This is a genomic window from Pontimicrobium sp. IMCC45349, assembly GCF_047219225.1.
In the GTDB taxonomy this organism is placed as follows: domain Bacteria; phylum Bacteroidota; class Bacteroidia; order Flavobacteriales; family Flavobacteriaceae; genus IMCC45349.
Genome location: NZ_CP178208.1, coordinates 2,389,672 through 2,409,458 on the forward strand (window position 1 = coordinate 2,389,672; position 19,787 = coordinate 2,409,458).

Genomic DNA, 19,787 nt, shown 5'->3' on the forward strand with positions numbered 1-19,787 from the left:
AAATAGATTTGATTTTCAAATCTAAAAATTGAAATTAATTTACATGGAAGAAAAGAAGTTAGACATAAATTCAATCATTGGGTTTTTACTTATTGGAGGAATTTTGTTATTCATGCTTTGGCAAAACCAACCAACCGAGGAAGAGCTTAAAGCACAAGAGGAAGCAAAACAAGCTCAAATTGAAGCAGAAAAGAAAGTAGAAGAAGCTAATGATGATTTTAAAGTTACACCTGAAAATGTAACAGCTATTTCAGCAACAGATTCTGTTCAACTGGCTAACCTTCAAAATAAAATAGGAGCTTTTGCTTATTCAGCAACATTAGCATCATCAAACAATGAAGCTGAAACAGTAGTAGAAAATGATGTCCTAGCTATTAAAGTAAGTAATAAAGGTGGTTATATCTCAGAAGTGAGACTTAAAAGCTTTGTAAACTACGATTCTGTTCCTGTATATTTAATTAAGGATAATAACAATATTTTTAATGTTAATTTTGGTACAACAGATAACCGTACTTTAAATACACGAGATTTATATTTTGAACCTACATTAACTAAAAGTGGTGAAAATCAAGTGTTGTCTATGAAACTTAAAGTTTCAGAAAATCAATACTTAGAGTATAGATATGAGTTGAAGCCTAACGATTATATGTTAGATTTCTCTTTAAGATCTCAAGGACTTAGTAATGTAATAAATAGCTCTCAAGAAGTAAAATTAGATTGGAAGTTAAAAGGTTACAGACATGCTAAAAGTATTTCTTATGAGAATAGATACACACGTTTAACTTACGAACACGATGGTGGTAAGATTGATAAATTATCACAAGCATCTGACGATGAGGAGGTTGAAGGAGATGTAACTTGGTTATCTTATAGACAACACTTCTTTAGTTCTATTTTAGTAACAGACACACCTTTTAAATCAGTGTCATTGACATCTAAAGATTTAGTACAAGATGAAGATGTTGATACACTATATACTAAAAGTTATGCAGCTTCTATTCCTTTAGAGGTTAAAGGTGGAGAGCTAAATCATAGTATGAATATGTATTATGGACCTACAGATAGTAAAATTTTAAAACAATACGATAAAAATCTAGAAGAGAGTATTCCTTTTGGATGGGGAATTTTTGGATGGATAAACAAAAACTTATTCATTCCATTATTCGCATTTTTAAGTGGTGTCTTCCCTTATGGTATTGCAATTATAATAATGACAATTATTGTTAGAATTGTATTATCTCCAGTACTTTATAAGTCATATTTGTCACAAGCTAAAATGCGAATTTTAAAGCCTGAGATTACTGAAATTAATGAGAAGTACAAGGATAATGCAATGAAGCGTCAGCAAGAAACTATGGCATTATATAGTAAAGCTGGAGCGAGTCCAATGAGTGGTTGTTTACCTGCATTATTACAGTTACCAGTGTTCTATGCATTATTTATGTTTTTCCCAACAGCTTTTGAGTTAAGACAAAAAAGTTTCCTTTGGGCAGATGATTTATCATCATATGATGTTATTGCTGAACTTCCTTTCAATATTCCAATTTATGGAGATCACGTAAGCTTATTTCCAATATTAGCGTCTATTGCTATTTTCTTTTACATGAAAATGACTACTGGACAGCAAGTAGCATCACAGCCTACTCAAGAAGGTATGCCAGATATGGGGAAAATGATGAAGTATATGATTTATTTCTCTCCAATCATGATGTTATTCTTCTTTAACCAGTATGCGAGTGGATTAAGTTTATATTACTTTATCTCTAACTTAATTACAATTGGTATCATGTTAGTAATCAAGAATTATATCTTAGATGAAGATAAGATTCATGCTAAAATACAAGAGAATAAAAAGAAGCCTAAAAAACAAAGTCGTTTCCAGAAAAAGATGTCTGAAATGATGGAGCAAGCTGAGGCTCAAAAAGCAGCTCAACAAAAGAGAAAGAAATAAACCTGTTTTAAAAATAAATCAAAAGTTGTCAGAATAATATTTTGGCAACTTTTTTGTTATAAAACAATTTGAAATTATTTTCGTTTCATAAAATATAAATAACACCTATTAAAAATGAAAAAAGGTATCTATCTTATATTATGTATATTTTTTATTGGCTTAAATAATGCATCTGCACAAGATATTAATCAGTATGATAACCAAGGGCAACGTCATGGTACTTGGAAGAAGAAGTTTGAAGGTACAGACCAATTAAGATATGAAGGTCAGTTTAATCATGGGGAAGAAGTTGGTTTATTTAAGTTTTATAAGCTCATTAAAAAAAGAAGTGTATTAACAGCAACAAAGCAGTATAATGATAACGATAATATTGCTGAGGTAAAGTTTTATTCTTCAAGAGGAAAGGTGATTAGTGAAGGAAAAATGATAGCTAAATTTTTTATTGGGAAATGGGTATATTACCATAACAATTCTGATAAGATAATGACCATTGAACATTATGATGACGATGGTAATTTAAAGGGTGAACGTTTGGTATATTATGAAAATGGAAGAGTAGCGGAAAGAGCAAATTATTATCGTGGTAAGTTAGAAGGAGAATCCTTTTGGTATTCAGAAAAGAGTGGTAAAGTAGTAAAAGCATTTATATATAAAGACGATATGCTACATGGAGTTGCTAAATACTATAACGATTATGGTGAGTTAATTGCTGAAGGACGTTATCATAACGATAAAAAAACAGGTATTTGGAGGTATTACAAAAACGGGAACGTTATAGATAAAAAGGATTTTACTGTCTATAGTAAAAACCCCAAAAAACAAAAGAAATCTAATTAATAAAAAGGCTCCCTAAAATGTAAAGGAGCCTTTCTTTTTCATAAACAATTCAATTACTTGCTTATGACTACTAATCTAACTAATCAACTAATAACTTAACTTAAAGTTTAATACATTCATTTTATTATTGTAATGGAGGTAATATAACTTTATCAATGGCATGTATTACACCATTGCTAGCTTGTACGTCAAATACTATTATATTACTTACTCTATTATTTGCATCAGTTGCTGTAGGACCACCTGTTACGTTAATTGTAATGTCTCCTCCTAAAGTACTAACAATCATATTATCTGTTAAAGCACCAGATTGAACATTTGCTGCCGCTACTGCATGATAGTCTAAAGTTGCTTTTAATGTTGGTTCAGCAATATCTCCTAATCCACTAGCACCTAATTCGGTTAATAAATCTCCAAAAGCTGTATTAGTTGGAGCAAATACCGTAAATGGAGCAGGATCTGTACCATTAGCGGTTGATAGTGTAGTTACGTAATCAAAAGTTAGGTCGTCTCTTGTAAGTGCTGTAACTAATGTGTCAAAAGTTGGGTCAGCAAGTGCAAAATCAACAATTGTTGGTAAGTCAATAACTTTATCTACTACATGTATTACTCCATTTGTAGCTATTACATCTGCAGCAATAACATTAGATGTTCCATTAATTTTCACGCCATCATCTGTGTTTATATACATACTTAAGTAAGTGTCCATAGAGTTATTAAATGTCGCTGCAGAGTTTACATATGTATTGGATAATGATGTAGATACAGCTGTAGCTCCTACTATTACATGGTTGGCTAATATACTGTTTAATTCATTTCCATTTGGATTTGTAAATGCTGAGAATGCATTGTTATTTGGTGCAAAGACAGTAAAGTCACCAGCAGAAGATAGCAAGTCTGTAAATGTAGTATTACCATCAGTTGTTAATGCGCCAACCAAACTTGAAAAGTTTGAGTTTGCAACAGCATGATCAACAATTGTAGGTAAACCAATAACTGCATCAACAATATGAATTATACCATTAGAAGCCATAATATCTGCTTGTGATACATTAGATACACCATTTAGTCTTACACCATTTGTTGTATCTATATAAATGCTTAAATTTTCACCAGTTCCTTGTTTAGTTGCAAGCGTATTACCATAAGATGTAGTTAAGCTTCCCGAAGCTAGTTCTCCTGATATAACATGATTTAATAAGATTTGAGTAAGTACATCTGTTGGAACTTCAGATAAATCATTAAATCCATTAGCTATTAAAAAATTTTCAAATGCTAAATCAGTGGGAGCAAATACTGTAAAAGGACCATTTCCATTAAGTGTGTCTGCTAAACCAGCAGTTTGTAGAGCAGAAACTAAGTTACTCAATAGCGGCGTGTCTATCGCTATTTGCGTAATTGTTGGGTCTACTTGTTGTATTGGGTCGTTGTTGTCATCATCACTACTACATGATGTAATTAATAAAGCAAATGTTAATACAAAGCTTAATGTCCTGAATAAATTTTTCTTTTTCATTTTAGTTGTTTTTTTTGTTTTGTTTAGCAAATATAAATAAATATTAAACAAAAAAACAAATTTTTGTTTAATAAAATTATGTTAATATTAAACAAAATATTATTTTATATAGCTTTGATACTCTAATAATTAACATTTCATTTTACTTAAAAACTGTATCTTTGTACACTATTTTTTAGACTATGAAAAGAGTTATTGTTGGACTTTCTGGAGGTGTTGATTCTAGTGTTACTGCATATTTGTTAAAGGGGCAAGGATATGAGGTTATTGGGCTATTTATGAAAAATTGGCATGATGACTCAGTCACAATATCTAACGAATGCCCTTGGTTAGATGATAGTAATGATGCCATGTTAGTTGCAGAAAAACTTGGAATTCCATTTCAAACGGTTGACTTGAGTGAACAATATAAAGAGCGTATCGTAGACTATATGTTTAAAGAATATGAAAAAGGACGTACGCCAAATCCAGATGTATTGTGTAACAGAGAGATTAAGTTTGATGTGTTTTTAAATATTGCATTAAGCTTGGGAGCTGATTATGTTGCTACAGGACATTATTGTAGAAAGACTACTATTGAAAAAGACGGAAAAGAAATTTATCAGTTGCTTTCAGGAAAAGACAATAACAAAGATCAATCGTATTTTTTATGTCAATTATCTCAAGAACAATTATCTAAAACATTGTTTCCTATTGGTGAACTAACAAAGCCAGAAGTTAGAGAAATTGCAGCAAAAGCTGATTTAATTACAGCAGATAAGAAAGATTCTCAAGGATTGTGTTTTATTGGTAAAGTAAGATTGCCTGAGTTTTTACAGCAACAGTTAAAACCAAAGGAGGGTATAATTGTTGAAATCCCTGAGTCTCAAGAAAAATACTTAGTTGAAGCACCTAACTTTGATACTTTAGATGAAAAACTAAAATACTTGTCTAAGAAATACGAATATGCAATTACAGATGGTAAAGTAGTTGGCAAACATCAAGGAGCTCACTATTTTACTAAAGGTCAAAGAAAGGGATTAGCAGTTGGAGGTACACCAGAACCTTTATTTGTAATTGATACTGATGTAGATGAAAATGTAATTTACACTGGACAAGGTAAATCGCATCCAGGTCTTTATCGTAAAGCACTATTTGTAAATCAAGATGAGTTGCATTGGGTAAGAGAGGATTTAGCTCTTGCTAATGGTCAAACTATGGAAGTAATGGCTAGAATTAGGTACAGACAACCATTACAAAAAGCAACATTATACAAAGTAGATGGTGGACTTTATGTAGTATTTGATCAACCACAATCAGCAATAACCGAAGGTCAATTTGTAGCTTGGTATTTAAATGATGAATTAGTTGGTTCAGGAGTAATTTCTTAACTTGCAGGTGCTCAACCTCAAATTATGAAAAAGAACTACATATTTTTATTGTTATTTATAACACAACTTTTTGCATTTTCGCAAGAAGATGCTTGGGTGTATTTTGTTGATAAAGAAAATGTTGCAACTTCTATTGCAAATCCAATTACTATACTTACACAAGAAGCCATAGATAGAAAGAATAATGATGGAGTCGTTATAGATGAAAGAGATGTTCCTGTAAATGAAAATTATATTTCTCAAATTAAAAATGCTACAGGAATAACTGTATTTGCTAAATCTAAATGGTTTAATGCGGTACATGTTAGAGGAACTGAAACTGATATCAATAATTTAGAAACTACATTTTCGTTTGTAGACCATATTGAGTTTGCTAATAAAAGTTTAAATACAACACGTCAAACATTACAACAAAACAAGTTTGAAATTGAAGAATCTCAAGTTGCTTTTACATATGGTAATACACAGAATCAAGTAGATATGATAAATGTAGACGCTTTACATTTAGCTGATTTTACAGGAAATGGTGTTGTAGTAGCAGTAATTGACGCTGGTTTTCCAAATGTAAATACAATGGGTGGTTTTGATAGACTTAGAACTGCTGGTAACTTATTAGATGGTTATGATTTTGTTGATAGAACAGATAATGTATATGCTTACACAGGAAATAATCATGGTACAAAAGTACTTAGCGATATGGCTGGTTATATAGAAAACCAATTTGTAGGTACTGCTCCTGATGCATCGTATTATTTATTTAGAACTGAAGATGCAGGAAGTGAAAATCCTGTAGAAGAAAGTTATTGGGTTGAAGCAGCTGAAAGAGCAGATAGTTTAGGAGTAGATATTATAAATACATCGTTAGGGTATAAAAACTACGATAATCCAGCGTATAATCATTCTGATAATGATATTGATGGTAGTACAACATTTATTACTAGAGGTGCTAACATTGCATTCGATAAAGGATTGTTTTTGGTGAATTCCGCAGGAAATTCTGGTGCAAGTGGTTTAAATGCACCTGCTGATGCTGCTGGAGTTTTTACTATTGGTTCGGTAGATTTAAATGGAAACTATTCTTCTTTTAGTTCACAAGGAAGTGCTATACAACCAACCCAAAAACCTGATGTCGTTGCTAGAGGCTCTCAAAGTTTTGTTATTGATAGTAATAACAACATTGTTCAAAACAATGGAACATCATTCAGTTCGCCAATATTAGCTGGAGGTGTAGCATCTTTAATGCAAGCACTACCAAGTAGTACTAATAGTGAGTTAATGCAATACATAAGAGAATCGGCATCTCAATACACTACTCCAGATTATTTTTTAGGTTACGGAATTCCAAACTTTGAACTAGCTTTAGATATTGGACTTTCGGCAGAAACATTAAAAAGAACCGAATTCAAAATTTATCCCAATCCAGCAAAAGATTACTTAGAAGTGTCTTTGCCTGGAACAATTGAGCAAGCAGATGTTTTGTTGTTTAATGTTTTGGGAAAACTAGTATTAAAATCAACAGTTAGTCAGCATAATAGTGTAGTAAATTTACAATCTATTTCTAGTGGAATTTATATGATTAAGTTCCAAACTAACACACAAAAAGCAAAAACATTTAAACTCATTATAGAGTAAATGAACAGAATCACCCAATTATTTGACATAAAGTATCCAATCGTTCAAGCAGGAATGATATGGAATAGTGGATGGAAATTAGCGTCAGCAGCTAGTAATTCAGGAGTTCTTGGACTTTTAGGTGCAGGTTCCATGTATCCAGATGTACTAAGAGAACACATTCAAAAATGTAAAGCGGCAACTGATAAGCCTTTTGGTGTAAACGTACCAATGCTTTATCCTAACATTGAGGAGATAATGAATATCATTGTCGAAGAAGATGTTAAGATTGTTTTTACTTCTGCTGGAAACCCTAAAACTTGGACCAATTGGTTAAAGGAAAGAGGCATAACTGTTGTGCATGTAGTAAGTAGTTTAAAGTTTGCTTTAAAAGCTCAAGAAGCTGGAGTAGATGCTATTGTAGCCGAAGGTTTTGAGGCTGGAGGACATAATGGACGTGACGAAACTACTACCTTAACCTTAATACCAATGGTTAAAGAACATATTAAAATACCATTAATTGCTGCTGGTGGCATTGCTACTGGAAAAGGAATGTTAGCAACAATGATTTTGGGTGCTGATGGTGTACAGGTTGGAAGTAGATTTGTAGCAAGTACAGAATCTTCTACACATCAAAATTTTAAACAAGTTGTGGTAGATGCTAAAGAAGGCGATACACAATTAACTTTAAAAGAGTTGGCTCCTGTAAGATTGGTGAAAAACAAGTTTTTTAATGAACTTCAAGAGCTGTATAAAACTGCTCCAACAATAGACGAACTTAAAGAATTATTAGGTAGAGCAAGAGCAAAACGAGGTATGTTTGAAGGCGATTTAGAAGATGGTGAACTAGAAATTGGTCAAATAGCAGGACTAATTCATGATATCAAACCAGTTTCCGAAATTGTTGAAGATATTATTACCGAATTTAATAGTGCTAAGCAAGATATAGCCAATTTCGACTTTTAATAGATTAAATTTTAACTTGTTAGCTTATATGTATATTTTTCATGCATAAATGAAAAAGCATATAAATATTTTAATTCCTGATGGTGAAAGTACTTTCACTTTATTGGTGATACATTGTTTTTCGTTTTATAAGAATTTAAAAATTCATGTTCTTTCTTCAAAAAAGAGAAATCCAGTAAAAGCATCAAAGTATGTTAAGTACTATAAACTCTATTCTGAAAAATCTAATGATAATTGGTTTTCAATAGTAAATAATGAAGTTGAAAAACTTAATATAGATATTATAGTACCTATAGCTGAAGTCGAAAACAGGTTTTGGATTGTCAATAAATCTAAGTTAAACAAGGCTAAAATAATAGCTTTACCTAAACTTGAAGCTTTTGACATTGCTATTAACAAGAAAAAGCTAAATACTTTTCTTTTTGAAAAAGAAATTTGTGCGCCAAATTCTGTTTTTATCAAAGATATTTCTGAGCCGTCAAAAACTGAAAGTATTGGTTTTCCTGTGTTAATAAAACCTTTAGATGAAGCTGGTGGAGATGGTATTGTAAGGTTTGAAACTTATGGCCAACTTCAAAATTATTTTAATGTTAATAATATAGGCAAAGGTGTTTTTGTACAAAAATATATTAAGGGCTACGATATAGATTGTAGTGTACTTTGCTCTAATGGCGATGTATTAACTTATACTATCCAAAAAGGAAATATGCAGGCAAGTACACCATATAAACAACAATTTGGGGTTGTTTTCCTAGAGAATGAAAAGGTACTAAAAGTAGTTAAGGATATAATGAAAGCATTAGATTGGTCTGGTATCGCACATGTGGATTTACGATATGATGAGGTTGACAATGATTATAAGCCTTTAGAAATTAATGCAAGGTTTTGGGGTTCTATTGATGCGTCAAGATCAGTTGGAATTAACTTTCCTTATATGGTAATTCAAAATGCTTTAGGGAAGAATATAGAATTTATAGATTATGAGCATAAATCGTATTTATCATATAAAGGGCTATTAAAAAGACCTTCGTTATTATTTAATCCAAAGTTTTTAAGCCTTCAAACTGATGTGAAGAATAACTTGCTAGATCCTTTTCCTTTTGTTTATAAAACTATGTATTGGTTTGCTAGAAAATTAGGTGTTTAAAAGTATATAGTTGTATTTTTAGCCAAAATTTAATGTATGAATTCCAGAGCAGATCAATTAAAAGCATTTGATAGGTTACTAACTATAATGAACGAATTACGTGAGCAATGTCCTTGGGATAAAAAGCAAACAATGGCTTCGTTAAGACATTTAACTATTGAGGAAACTTACGAATTAGGTGATGCTATTTTAGATGATGATTTAAATGAGGTTAAAAAAGAGTTAGGAGATTTATTACTCCATATTGTATTCTATTCTAAAATTGGAAGTGAAACAAATGATTTTGATATTGCAGATGTAGCAAATTCTATATGTGATAAACTAATTGATAGACATCCTCATATATATGCAGATGTTGAGGTTGCTAATGAAGAAGAGGTTAAACAGAATTGGGAAAAACTAAAACTAAAGGAAGGTAAAAAAAGTGTTCTTGAGGGTGTTCCAAACAGTTTGCCTGCATTAGTAAAAGCTAGTAGAATTCAAGATAAGGTAGCTGGGGTTGGATTTGATTGGGAAGCACCTAATCAAGTTTGGGAAAAGGTAGAGGAGGAGTTACAAGAATTTAAAGAAGAAGTGAAGTCTGGAAATAAAGATGCTATGGAAAGTGAGTTTGGAGATGTGCTTTTTTCTATGGTTAATTATGCTAGATTTTTAAAGATAAATCCAGAAGATGCTTTAGAGAGAACTAATAAAAAGTTTAAAAAGCGTTTTCAATACCTTGAAGCTAAAGCAAAAGATTTAGGCAAAAACCTAAGTGATATGTCCCTTTCTGAAATGGATGTATTTTGGGAAGAAGCGAAGCGTTTACCAAAATAAGGAATTGGAAAATCTGTGATTTTTCAAATGCCCAATAGGGAAGAAGCAAAAAAACTGTAACTGTAAAAATCCAAACTACAGTTATTAAACGTATATACACTAAATCTATAATAAAAGAGTTTTTATTTAGTTTAGTTAGTTAGTAAAAAGCCCACTTGTTAAAACAAGTGGGCTTTTAATTTTTAGTAAAATTGTTTTACTTTTTTAAGTTTATCTTTCCAGATTTCTAAATCCTTTTTGTGTTTAGCAATGTTTTTATGAACATCTTTTACAAGAGGGTTATTTTCATCTACATTTGAGAAAAACTGAAGGTTGTTTTCAAGTTGGTTTATTTCGCTTTTTACTTCTCCAATTTTCTTTCTAATAAAATTGTGTTCATTATCAAGTAAACGTTTGTCATCTGCTAATGATTCAAGTTTATTATCATACTTTAAAAGTTCAGCTTCAGATTTGTTCATATCAAGTTTATTAAATAAACCGTCAATTAGTTTATTAAATTTACCTTCAATAAAGCGTTTGTTATAAGGAACTCTTCCTAAAGCTCTCCATTCACTAATAGCACCTTTTATTGTTTCTAAGCCAGCTTTAACATCATCAGTAATTTCAAGAGTTTTAACTTTTTCTAGTAATGCAGTTTTTTGTTCTAAAGCTTCAGTTTCTTCTTTATTTGCTGCATTTTTACTTTCGTGTAATTTGTCAAAATAGGCATTACAAGCTGTTTTAAATTGCTTCCATATTTTGTCACTATCCTTTCTTGGTACATGGCCAATTTTTTTCCAATCACTTTGGATTTTTTTCATCAATGGCGTTGTTACCTCAAAGTCATCATTGTCTTTATTTTCTTCAGCAATTTTAATAAGCTCTAACTTCTTTTGAAGGTTTTCGTATTGATCCTTTTTTAAACTTTTATAGAATGCATTTTTATTTCTATTAAAAGTTCTAACTGATTCTTTAAACCTTGCCCAAGTAGCTTCGTTTACTTTAATTGGAACTTTTCCAGCGTTAAAGAACGCCTCTCTTAAAGCTTCAATTTCTTTAATTTTTTTCTGCCAAAGCGAATGGTTGTTAAACTGCTCTGAAGCTATTTCATCAATCTTAGCTATGATTTCATTTTTCTTAACTAAGTTGTCTTCATAAACTTTATCTAAATCGGCAAAATAAGCTTGTCGTTTATCGTGAATGGCTTTGGTAGCTGCACTAAACTTTTCCCAAATCTCATCTCTAAACTCTTTAGCAACTGGACCTAATTCTTCTTTCCAAATCTTGTGTAAAGCTTGTAATTCTCTAAAGGCTCTGTTACTATTATCGTCTTTAGCTAAATCTTCAGCACGAGCAACAATTTTTTGTTTTTGCTCTAAATTATGCTTGAAATCTAAGTCTCTTAAATCTCTGTTTAAGTGTAAAAAGTCATAGAAAATTTCAACATGATGGTGGTAGTTATTCCAAACATTATTGTATCTATCACGAGGTATTGGACCAGCATTTTTCCAACGTTCTTGAAGTGCCTTAAAGTGTTTATATGTAGTATTTATATTTTCTTCTACATTAATTAAACCTTTAATCTCTTCAATTATTTCTAGTCTGTTGTCTAAGTTATCTTTTAAACTTCTTTCTAGATTTTTATAATAAGCTTGTTTTTGATCTCTATATTTCTTGTAAATATCGTTAAAGCGAGTCTTTAAAGGACTAGAAAACCTAAAGTCAATACTATTTCCACCTCCAGCTAAAAATGCTTCTTTTTTCTCTTCAACAAGAGCGCTAAATTTAGAACTGAATTCCGATTTAATAGTATCTACATGTGATTTTATAGTTTGAACTTTTTCATTGTTTACTAATGCTTCAAGTTCATCAACAAGGTTGTCCATTGACATGACATGGTAATCTTTTTCTTCAATCTCATGTCTTTTTGCATTGTTTTCATCTTCAGCATCTTCAGCATTTTCTGCTTCAATTTCTTCAACAGCATCGTTTTTACTTTCGACTGCTGGAGCTTCTTCAATACTATTGTTGCTTTCTTCTTGTGGTTGAGTTTCAGTTGTAGCAACCTCTTCTGTTTCTTGAGTTGCTTCTACATTTTGAGTATTAGCTTCTGTAGTTTGAGGTGTCTCATTTTTTACTGTTCCATCTGCTTCTTGCAGGTTATCTTTCTCAGACATATCTTTCAATGTTTAGGTTCGCTTTTTGCTTTAATGCTTAAAGATAAGACTAACCAAGAGATTTACAAAGTATAAGGCTTATTTATAAGTGTTATAATTACTTATTCCATATGCGCCATGATTTTTCGGCTTGTAACTCTAACATTTTTAATCCATTACAAGTTTGAGCACCAAATTGTTTACCGAAACTTAAAAATTTTGTTTCAGAAGGGTTGTAAATTAAGTCGTATAATAGGTGATCTGATGTAATAGCGTTATATGGTATTTTTGGATAATCGTTAACATTAGGAAAGGTTCCTAATGGTGTAGAGTTTATTATTATTTGATACTCTTTAAGTGTGTTTTGTGATAATGAGTTATAGTTGTAATTAGACTTTTTTGAAATATTTCTAGAGACATAGTCGTATTCAATTTCTAAGCTATCTAGTGCAAAAGCTATTGCTTTTGAAGCTCCACCTGTACCAAGAATTAAGGCTTTTTTATGATGCGATTTTAAATAAGGTTTTATGGATTTTTTAAAACCATAATAATCTGTATTATGACCTACTAGTTTTCCTTTTTTGTTTATTCTTATTGTGTTTACAGCACCAATTAGTTTTGCCTTTTTATTTAGTTTATCTAAATGAGGAATAATGGTTTCTTTGTAAGGAATAGTAACATTAAATCCATTAATATTGCTATTTTCTTTAAGTATATTTTGAAATTCATCAATGGATGCAATATCAAAGTTTACATATTCATGAGGTAAATTTTCTTTTGCGAATTTCTCTTTAAAATAGGCTCTAGAGAATGAGTAAGCTATGTTTTTTCCTATCAGGCCAAATTTAGACATCAATTTTTCGTGTTTTTTGTCCATACCATTCTAATGCAAGAACAATTAAAATACCTAGAATAACATAGGCTATTGCTATAATAGTTTCTTGATTTACTTCTGGTAAAAAGCGTTTGTAATTTTCAATAATTTGTTCGCCTCTTGAGTCGATTAATATATTGCCTTCTTCATCTAGTTTATAAATAGTTTTTTTCCAAGGCCATACTACACCTAAAGAACCTATAATGAAACCCATTAAAACAGATAAAGTAATATTTTTAAAATGTTTTAAAACGTAGTTTAATAAGTGAGAAAGAGTAACTAAACCTGCTACAGAACCTAAAGTAAATACGCTTAAAACCTTTAACATTCTAATTCTTTCTGGATTAGAGGTGAAACTAAAATCTCCAGAAAATATATCTACAATTGTATCATATAAAGCATTAACCGAATCAACTAAGAGCAATACATAATTTCCTAAGAGAATTAAAATAAATGATCCAGAAAATCCAGGAAGCGTCATTCCTGAAACACTAATCATACCACATAAAAACACAAACCAAAGATTATCATTTTCTTTAGCAGGATCTAAAAAGCTAATTCCTAGCCCAACGATAATACCTATTACTAGTGAGGTAATAGTTCTTGAATTCCATTCTTTAAAATCTTTATTAATATAGTAAATGGAGCCTATTATCATACCAAAAAACACACTCCAAACATATAGTTGATAATGCTCAATAAGGTAGTCCAATATTTTTGAAACACTAAAATAGCTAACTATCATACCTAGAAAAAGTAAAGCTAAAAAGCGACCATTTATGTAACGATAAAAGCTATTAAATCTACCATTAAACAATAACTTAAACGCTTTACCATTTACTTTTTGAAGAGAATAAATAAACTCTTCGTAAAAACCAGCAACAAAAGCTACAACACCTCCAGAAACACCAGGAACTTTATTAGCAGCTCCCATACCTAGTCCTTTAATGACCAAGAAGATTCTATCTTTAAGTGTTCTGGTACTTTGCATTTTGGTTTAGTCGTTTGTTTTTGGTCCAAATTTTTCTAGAAGTACAATTGTTAAAAAGCCAATTATCATAAGTATTATAGCTAATACTAATAGGTTATCTCCATTATATGTGAAAGGAGAAATGCTATCTTCCTGAAAAGGAACTTCTATACCTTTTGAGTTTAAACGAGTAGAGATTACTTCTTTCCAAGGCCAAATTTTGTTTAATGAACCTAATATGAAACCAGTTAAGATGGCTAATGTTAAGTTATGGTATTTAGTAAATAACCATTTTAATAATTTTGAAAATGTAAGCAATCCAACAATGGCACCAGCACCTACAATTAAAATAGTTTTAAAGTCTCTGTTATTTAAAGCTTCTAGAACTGGACCATAAGCGCCTAATAAAACCAAAATAAATGCTCCAGAAATGCCTGGAAGTATCATGGCGCAAATAGCCAAAGCACCAGCAAGAAATAAAAACCAGCCAGAGTTATTAGTGTCTAATGTTGGAATAGTAGTAATATAGTAAGCTACAAAAGCTCCAATAATTAAACTAATAATTGTAGCAATGCCCCATTTTTTTATTTGTTTACCTACAAACAAAATACTGGCAAGAACAAGACCGAAAAAGAAAGACCATAGGAGTATAGGTTGGTTTTCTAATAACCATTCTAAAGCTTTTGCTAATGATAATACACTAATACCAATACCAATAAATAGAGCAAGTAAAAAGTTACCGTTTAATTGAGTCCAAGCTTTAGAAAACCCTTCTTTTTTTAAAGTGGCTAAAAGCGATAAATTGATATTATTAAGTGAAGTAATAAGCTCTTCATAAATACCAGAAATAAAAGCTATGGTACCTCCAGAAACACCTGGGACAACATCAGCAGCTCCCATTGCTAATCCTTTACATGTGATTATAAAATAATCAAGAAAACGTCTTTGCATTAAAAATTAAAATTAATTGTAGACGTAAAGGTATGGATTTTTACTTGGAAGCGTTTTTGAATTTTGTTATTAATTCTTGAACTGATTTTCGATTAAATATTGAAGGGAAGAGTTCCTCAATAATAAAATTATACTCTACATTAATATGTAAGGCGTTATTAAGATTTATATAAGCTTCTTCAGGGATGTTTAACAAAAAGTTTAAACCAGCTAACCTATATTCAACCTCTTCATTATCAGGGTAAAATTCGGCAGTTTGTACAAAGTTTAATTTTGCGGCTTCAATTTCGCCTAACTTAATCAATATATCACCTCTAGATATCCAGGTGTTTAATTCGTAATTACCTAGTTCTAAGGTACGTTTGTAACCTCTTTCTGCCTCTTCCAAGAAATTTAAACGCTCATTAATTTGTGCATACAATTTCCAGTAAGTTACATTTTCAGCATCAATGTTTATCGCTTTATTAATGTAGTAAAGTGCTTTTGAGTAGTTTTTATTTTTGTTATAAAAATTCGTGATTGCTATCCATCCTTTATCTAATAAAGGATCTTCTTCAACTGTTTTATAGAAGTGTTGTACTGCTAAATCATCTTGTCCAAGCTTTTCGTAACAATGTCCAATTCTTAATAATGCAAAAGAAGTTGGGTCATCAAGAGCTAATGTGATTTTATAGTTTTCAATAGCTTCGTGATATTCTTCAAGTTTTTCTAAAACTTTCCCTTTTTCTAAATATGCACCAATAAAAACATCATCAGAAATTATAGCGAAATCAAACGCTGCAAGTGCTTTTTTATAAGCTTTTTGAGTTATATATTGTTTTCCTATTTGATGCCATGCTACTTCACAATAAGGGTTTTTATCAAGGTAAACAGTAAGATAATCAATAGCTTCTTGGTTTTGCTCTAAAAAGTCGAAACAATAAATGATATTATATAGTGCAGAATAGTCTTCTAAGTCAATTTCTAAACACTTTTTAAAATTAGATTTTGCATCTTCAAATTTATCGAGGAATAAATACTCCATTCCTATTAAAGAGTAAATATCTGAAGTCTCATTAGCTATTTCAAGTGCTTGTTTAAAAACTCTTATAGCATCTTCGTGTTGGTCTTTTTTAGAGTATATGTTAGCCTTTTGTATGTATATTTCCTCATTTGTAGGTTCTATTTCATACAAGGCGTTTAAGAGAACATCTGCTTCGTTTAGTTTGTTTTCGAAAATGAAAACTTCAACTTGAAATAATTTTAAATTAGTAGATGCAGGATGTTGATCTAAGCCTAACTTAATAGCTTTTTTTGCTAAAGCAATTTTACCTACTTCAAGATAGTGATGAATTATATTTTCAAATTCATTAGAGTCAAAAAACAAAATGTTATTTGTTTTTAACATTGACTCAAACTTCGTGAGGGATAAATTTTGGTTGTCGTCAAATTGACTAAACTCCATAGGCATTTTTAAAAGTTCACAGTAATAAATTTAGTATTCTATCTTTTTTAAAGATTAGGAAACCTACAATGTTTTCAACAAATTAATTAACAGTTTTAGGTTTGGAGATTTTAAATGGAAATGCTATTTAGTACATTTTTTATAATAGCACAGCCTTTTATAAGTTCTTCATTATTAATGGTTAAAGGCGGTGTAATGCGGATAGCACGAGGTTCAAATAAAAGCCAAAAAAGTATTAAACCTTGGTCTTGACACTTTAAAACAACTTCATTTGTAATTTCTGGTGAGGGTAAAATAGCCGCTAACATAAGTCCTTTTCCTCTTATTTCTTGAATCAAAGGATGTTGTAAATGTTCTTTTATTAACTTTTCTTTTTCAAGAGTTTCTGACATTAAATTACTCGAAACTACTTCTTTTAAGGTAGCTAAAGCTGCCGAAGCGATTACTGGATTACCTCCAAATGTAGTAATGTGTCCTAGTTTTGGATTGTCTGACAGACAATCCATAAGTTCTTGAGATGCAGTAAAAGCTCCAATAGGCAAACCACCTCCTAAGCCTTTTCCGGTCACTAATATATCTGGAATACAATTATAATTTTCGAAACCAAAAAGTTTTCCTGTGCGACCAATTCCTGGTTGAATTTCGTCTAAAATGAAAAGAGCACCTACTTCTTCACAGCGTTGTTGTACTTTTAAAAGGTAGTTGTTTTGTGGTTCTATAAAACCTGCTCCTCCTTGAATGGTTTCTAAAATAACTGCTGCAGTTTTTGTAGTTATCTTTTTGAGCTGAGTTTCATTATTAAAGTCAATAAATCTAACGTCAGGAATTAATGGTCTGAAAGGTTGTTTACGCTCTTCAAATCCCATAATACTTAAGGATCCCATGGTATTACCATGATAAGCTTTGTTTGCTGCAATAATTTCTGAGCGTCCAGTATAGCGACGAGCTAATTTTAACGCGCCTTCAATAGCTTCGGTTCCTGAATTAGTTAAATACGTTTTTTCTAACTTTTTTGGTAGTTGAGATGCTAGTAGTTTAGTGAGTTCTACAGCTGGTTTTTGAATGTATTCACCATAAACCATGACGTGTAAATACTTGTCTAACTGTAATTTTATAGCTTCAACAACTTTAGGGTGTTTATGTCCCAAACTACAAGCAGAAACACCTGCAACAAAATCTAAATATGCTTTGTTATTGGTGTCATAGATGTAACTTCCATCAGCATGTGAAATTTCCATTGCTAATGGATGAGGTGTAGTTTGAGCTTGATATGTAAAAAAGTCTTTTTTAATTGCCTTTCTTTCTATTACTAAACTTTTTGTCTAGCGTTACTTTTTTAGGAATTTTTCTTGCAGCTTTATTTTCTTCCTTTTTATTATTGTTGGTTTTAGAGTTTGTGTTTGTTGATGATTTAAAATTATTTTTATTAGCATCTTCTACACGTTGCATTAATTCTTCATCAAAAAACTCTTCTTGAGGAATATATTCACCTAAACCTTTAATAATTGGAAGCTCTAAAGGTGGATCATCTTTAAATAAATCCTCTACACTTTTTGGACGTTCGTCGTCTCTCCAATCAAAACCACGCAATAATCGTCCATTTTTAGGAAACTCATCTTCTGGATAAGTTGAGCCATCAATTTGTTTGATTTTACGTACTTCATCAATTGTATTATTTGAAATCCAGATTTTTATTTTTCCAGATTTAGCCTTGTCAATACCAACCAATTCATTATTCTCATTTCTTAAATAATAAATAGTTTCAGCATTTTTTATAATATCAATTGTACTTAATTCATTATTAGTAAACAAACCATAGAGTTTTTGTCCTTTTATTTGATTGTAGCCTTCACCAATTGTATCCTTACTAATTACAAATGCATTTTTGAATACTTTTAGAGAATCTAACTCTTCGGTTTCTGTATTGGATATTAAATGAATAGAATCTCCAGTCATTTGGTTGCCAACATTCCAAAGTATTGGATTACGTTTTGTAGCAAATGCATCTTGGGTATCAAAACGTTTTAAGTTTATTAATTCGGTTAAACCTTTTTTATGGTCAACATGTATTGAATCTGCTTTTCCGCTTAAATCTGATTTATAAATTTTTGCATTATAAAACGCACGTGTAATTCTGTGATCTGGTTTGCCAGTTACCATTAATGTATCACTATGTATGTAAATAGAGTCGTTTTCTTGAACAGTAATTGCTAAAGCACGTTTAGTGATAAAAACGGAATCTTTATCTCTAAAAACTTCAGCATAATGTCCTTTAATAATTGCATTATTTGTGGTGTCTGTTACTTTTATATTATTTGTGGCAGAAGCAAAACTTCTATTTCTATCAAAGTACATACTATCTCCTTCAAAAACACGATCGTCATAATCTATTCTGGATTTTTTTACAAAATAACCTGTGTCATTATTTGTGTCATAAAAACCACGTTCACAATAAATTTTACTAGCATCTCCAGTAATGGTTGTTGGTCCATACATATAAGCATGACCAGAAATAGAATAAAAGTCTAACCTATCTGAATCAATCACATAATCAGGATTTATCAACTTTACATTATTTACAAATTGATACTTTTTATTATTCATATAATAACGTCCAATTTGGCTAGTGATAGTACCTGAAGAATCTCTTACTACTTTTCCTTTAGTTTTATAATAAGCTTGTTGTTTTATCCTGTCAAAAAATAAAGTGTCTGTTGTTAGAGTAGAAGAAGGCTCTTTTAAAACTACATCACCACTAGCAAATGCTAATTGTGTTTTACCGCTATACTCAACATATTTAGCAACCATGTTGATAGTGTCTCCTTGCTTTATGATTACATTTCCATAGGCTTCAATAAAATCTTGTTTAGCATAGTAAACAGCTTCGTCACACCACATATCTACACCTTCATGTTTAATATGTACTTGTTGTGAATCGTCACGTGTTAAAACAGTAGCATCTGGATTATCCTCATTGATTACCATAAAACCAGAGTACGGAATTTCTATTCTACGTCTTTGTTGCGCATTTAAAAAGTTGGTTGAAAGCACTACTGTAAACAGTAAGAAAAGATAGATGGATTTAATCTTCAAAATGATTGTATTTGTTGCAAAAATAACGATTATAAACTTGATTAATTATACGTTATGAAATATTTGTGAAATATAAACATGATAGGTTTTAAAACAAAAAATCTGC

15 protein-coding genes are annotated in these 19,787 nt (G+C 30.9%); 7 read left to right on the forward strand and 8 right to left on the reverse strand.

Features of this window, described 5'->3' with window-relative positions; all coding sequences use genetic code 11:
- The first annotated feature begins 43 nt into the window (after positions 1-43).
- Positions 44-1,951 carry a membrane protein insertase YidC gene (yidC, locus tag ACLII3_RS11195; protein ID WP_412987913.1) on the forward strand — a complete coding sequence of 636 codons (1,908 nt, stop codon included), beginning with the start codon at positions 44-46 and terminating at the stop codon, positions 1,949-1,951.
- Between the two features lie 114 nt (positions 1,952-2,065).
- Positions 2,066-2,788, forward strand: a complete 723-nt coding sequence (locus ACLII3_RS11200; RefSeq protein WP_412984322.1) for a toxin-antitoxin system YwqK family antitoxin — start codon at positions 2,066-2,068, stop codon at positions 2,786-2,788.
- A gap of 124 nt (positions 2,789-2,912) precedes the next feature.
- Here ACLII3_RS11200 and ACLII3_RS11205 read toward each other — a convergent pair whose 3' ends face one another.
- Positions 2,913-4,304 carry a fasciclin domain-containing protein gene (locus ACLII3_RS11205; protein WP_412984323.1) on the reverse strand — a complete coding sequence of 464 codons (1,392 nt, stop codon included), beginning with the start codon at positions 4,302-4,304 and terminating at the stop codon, positions 2,913-2,915.
- A 182-nt stretch (positions 4,305-4,486) separates the two neighbouring features.
- Between ACLII3_RS11205 and mnmA the strand changes: the two genes are divergently transcribed.
- Genes mnmA through mazG form a run of 5 tightly spaced genes read left to right on the forward strand, consistent with a single transcriptional unit; the run spans position 4,487 to position 10,214 of the window.
- Positions 4,487-5,674, forward strand: a complete 1,188-nt coding sequence (gene mnmA / locus ACLII3_RS11210; RefSeq protein WP_412984324.1) for a tRNA 2-thiouridine(34) synthase MnmA — start codon at positions 4,487-4,489, stop codon at positions 5,672-5,674.
- A gap of 24 nt (positions 5,675-5,698) precedes the next feature.
- On the forward strand, positions 5,699-7,306 hold the full coding sequence (locus tag ACLII3_RS11215; RefSeq protein ID WP_412984325.1) for a S8 family serine peptidase: 1,608 nt from the start codon (positions 5,699-5,701) through the stop codon (positions 7,304-7,306).
- The gene (locus ACLII3_RS11220) at positions 7,307-8,251 is read left to right on the forward strand and encodes an NAD(P)H-dependent flavin oxidoreductase (protein WP_412984326.1); all 945 of its coding nucleotides are present in this window, start codon (positions 7,307-7,309) and stop codon (positions 8,249-8,251) included.
- 49 nt (positions 8,252-8,300) lie between these two features.
- Positions 8,301-9,398, forward strand: a complete 1,098-nt coding sequence (locus ACLII3_RS11225; protein ID WP_412984327.1) for an ATP-grasp domain-containing protein — start codon at positions 8,301-8,303, stop codon at positions 9,396-9,398.
- A gap of 36 nt (positions 9,399-9,434) precedes the next feature.
- Complete coding sequence (gene mazG / locus ACLII3_RS11230) at positions 9,435-10,214, forward strand: nucleoside triphosphate pyrophosphohydrolase (RefSeq protein WP_412984328.1); 780 nt, start codon at positions 9,435-9,437, stop codon at positions 10,212-10,214.
- A 182-nt stretch (positions 10,215-10,396) separates the two neighbouring features.
- Here mazG and ACLII3_RS11235 read toward each other — a convergent pair whose 3' ends face one another.
- The 7 genes from ACLII3_RS11235 to ACLII3_RS11265 all read right to left on the reverse strand — a co-directional run bounded on the left by ACLII3_RS11235 (position 10,397) and on the right by ACLII3_RS11265 (position 19,681).
- Positions 10,397-12,370, reverse strand: a complete 1,974-nt coding sequence (locus ACLII3_RS11235; protein ID WP_412984329.1) for a DUF349 domain-containing protein — start codon at positions 12,368-12,370, stop codon at positions 10,397-10,399.
- 97 nt (positions 12,371-12,467) lie between these two features.
- On the reverse strand, positions 12,468-13,202 hold the full coding sequence (locus ACLII3_RS11240) for a shikimate dehydrogenase family protein (RefSeq protein WP_412984330.1): 735 nt from the start codon (positions 13,200-13,202) through the stop codon (positions 12,468-12,470).
- Positions 13,195-14,214, reverse strand: coding sequence for a DUF368 domain-containing protein (locus tag ACLII3_RS11245; RefSeq protein ID WP_412984331.1), 1,020 nt, complete (start codon positions 14,212-14,214; stop codon positions 13,195-13,197). The genes ACLII3_RS11240 and ACLII3_RS11245 overlap by 8 nt, the downstream gene beginning before the upstream one ends.
- Before the next feature lie 6 nt (positions 14,215-14,220).
- The gene (locus ACLII3_RS11250) at positions 14,221-15,144 is read right to left on the reverse strand and encodes a DUF368 domain-containing protein (RefSeq protein ID WP_412984332.1); all 924 of its coding nucleotides are present in this window, start codon (positions 15,142-15,144) and stop codon (positions 14,221-14,223) included.
- A gap of 40 nt (positions 15,145-15,184) precedes the next feature.
- Complete coding sequence (locus ACLII3_RS11255; RefSeq protein WP_412984333.1) at positions 15,185-16,588, reverse strand: tetratricopeptide repeat protein; 1,404 nt, start codon at positions 16,586-16,588, stop codon at positions 15,185-15,187.
- Positions 16,589-16,698: 110 nt separating this feature from the next.
- Positions 16,699-17,880: an aspartate aminotransferase family protein gene (locus tag ACLII3_RS11260; RefSeq protein WP_412987914.1), complete on the reverse strand. Its 1,182-nt coding sequence runs from the start codon at positions 17,878-17,880 to the stop codon at positions 16,699-16,701.
- The gene (locus ACLII3_RS11265) at positions 17,876-19,681 is read right to left on the reverse strand and encodes an OstA-like protein (protein WP_412984334.1); all 1,806 of its coding nucleotides are present in this window, start codon (positions 19,679-19,681) and stop codon (positions 17,876-17,878) included. The genes ACLII3_RS11260 and ACLII3_RS11265 overlap by 5 nt, the downstream gene beginning before the upstream one ends.
- Between the last annotated feature and the right edge of the window lie 106 nt (positions 19,682-19,787).

Excerpts from the sequence above, each read along its gene's own strand:
- yidC (WP_412987913.1), top strand. The coding sequence starts at position 44 with ATGGAAGAAAAGAAGTTAGACATAAATTCAATCATTGGGTTTTTACTT.
- ACLII3_RS11200 (WP_412984322.1), top strand. The coding sequence starts at position 2,066 with ATGAAAAAAGGTATCTATCTTATATTATGTATATTTTTTATTGGCTTA.
- ACLII3_RS11205 (WP_412984323.1), bottom strand. The coding sequence starts at position 4,304 with ATGAAAAAGAAAAATTTATTCAGGACATTAAGCTTTGTATTAACATTT.
- mnmA (WP_412984324.1), top strand. The coding sequence starts at position 4,487 with ATGAAAAGAGTTATTGTTGGACTTTCTGGAGGTGTTGATTCTAGTGTT.
- ACLII3_RS11215 (WP_412984325.1), top strand. The coding sequence starts at position 5,699 with ATGAAAAAGAACTACATATTTTTATTGTTATTTATAACACAACTTTTT.
- ACLII3_RS11220 (WP_412984326.1), top strand. The coding sequence starts at position 7,307 with ATGAACAGAATCACCCAATTATTTGACATAAAGTATCCAATCGTTCAA.
- ACLII3_RS11225 (WP_412984327.1), top strand. The coding sequence starts at position 8,301 with ATGAAAAAGCATATAAATATTTTAATTCCTGATGGTGAAAGTACTTTC.
- mazG (WP_412984328.1), top strand. The coding sequence starts at position 9,435 with ATGAATTCCAGAGCAGATCAATTAAAAGCATTTGATAGGTTACTAACT.
- ACLII3_RS11235 (WP_412984329.1), bottom strand. The coding sequence starts at position 12,370 with ATGTCTGAGAAAGATAACCTGCAAGAAGCAGATGGAACAGTAAAAAAT.
- ACLII3_RS11240 (WP_412984330.1), bottom strand. The coding sequence starts at position 13,202 with ATGTCTAAATTTGGCCTGATAGGAAAAAACATAGCTTACTCATTCTCT.
- ACLII3_RS11245 (WP_412984331.1), bottom strand. The coding sequence starts at position 14,214 with ATGCAAAGTACCAGAACACTTAAAGATAGAATCTTCTTGGTCATTAAA.
- ACLII3_RS11250 (WP_412984332.1), bottom strand. The coding sequence starts at position 15,144 with ATGCAAAGACGTTTTCTTGATTATTTTATAATCACATGTAAAGGATTA.
- ACLII3_RS11255 (WP_412984333.1), bottom strand. The coding sequence starts at position 16,588 with ATGGAGTTTAGTCAATTTGACGACAACCAAAATTTATCCCTCACGAAG.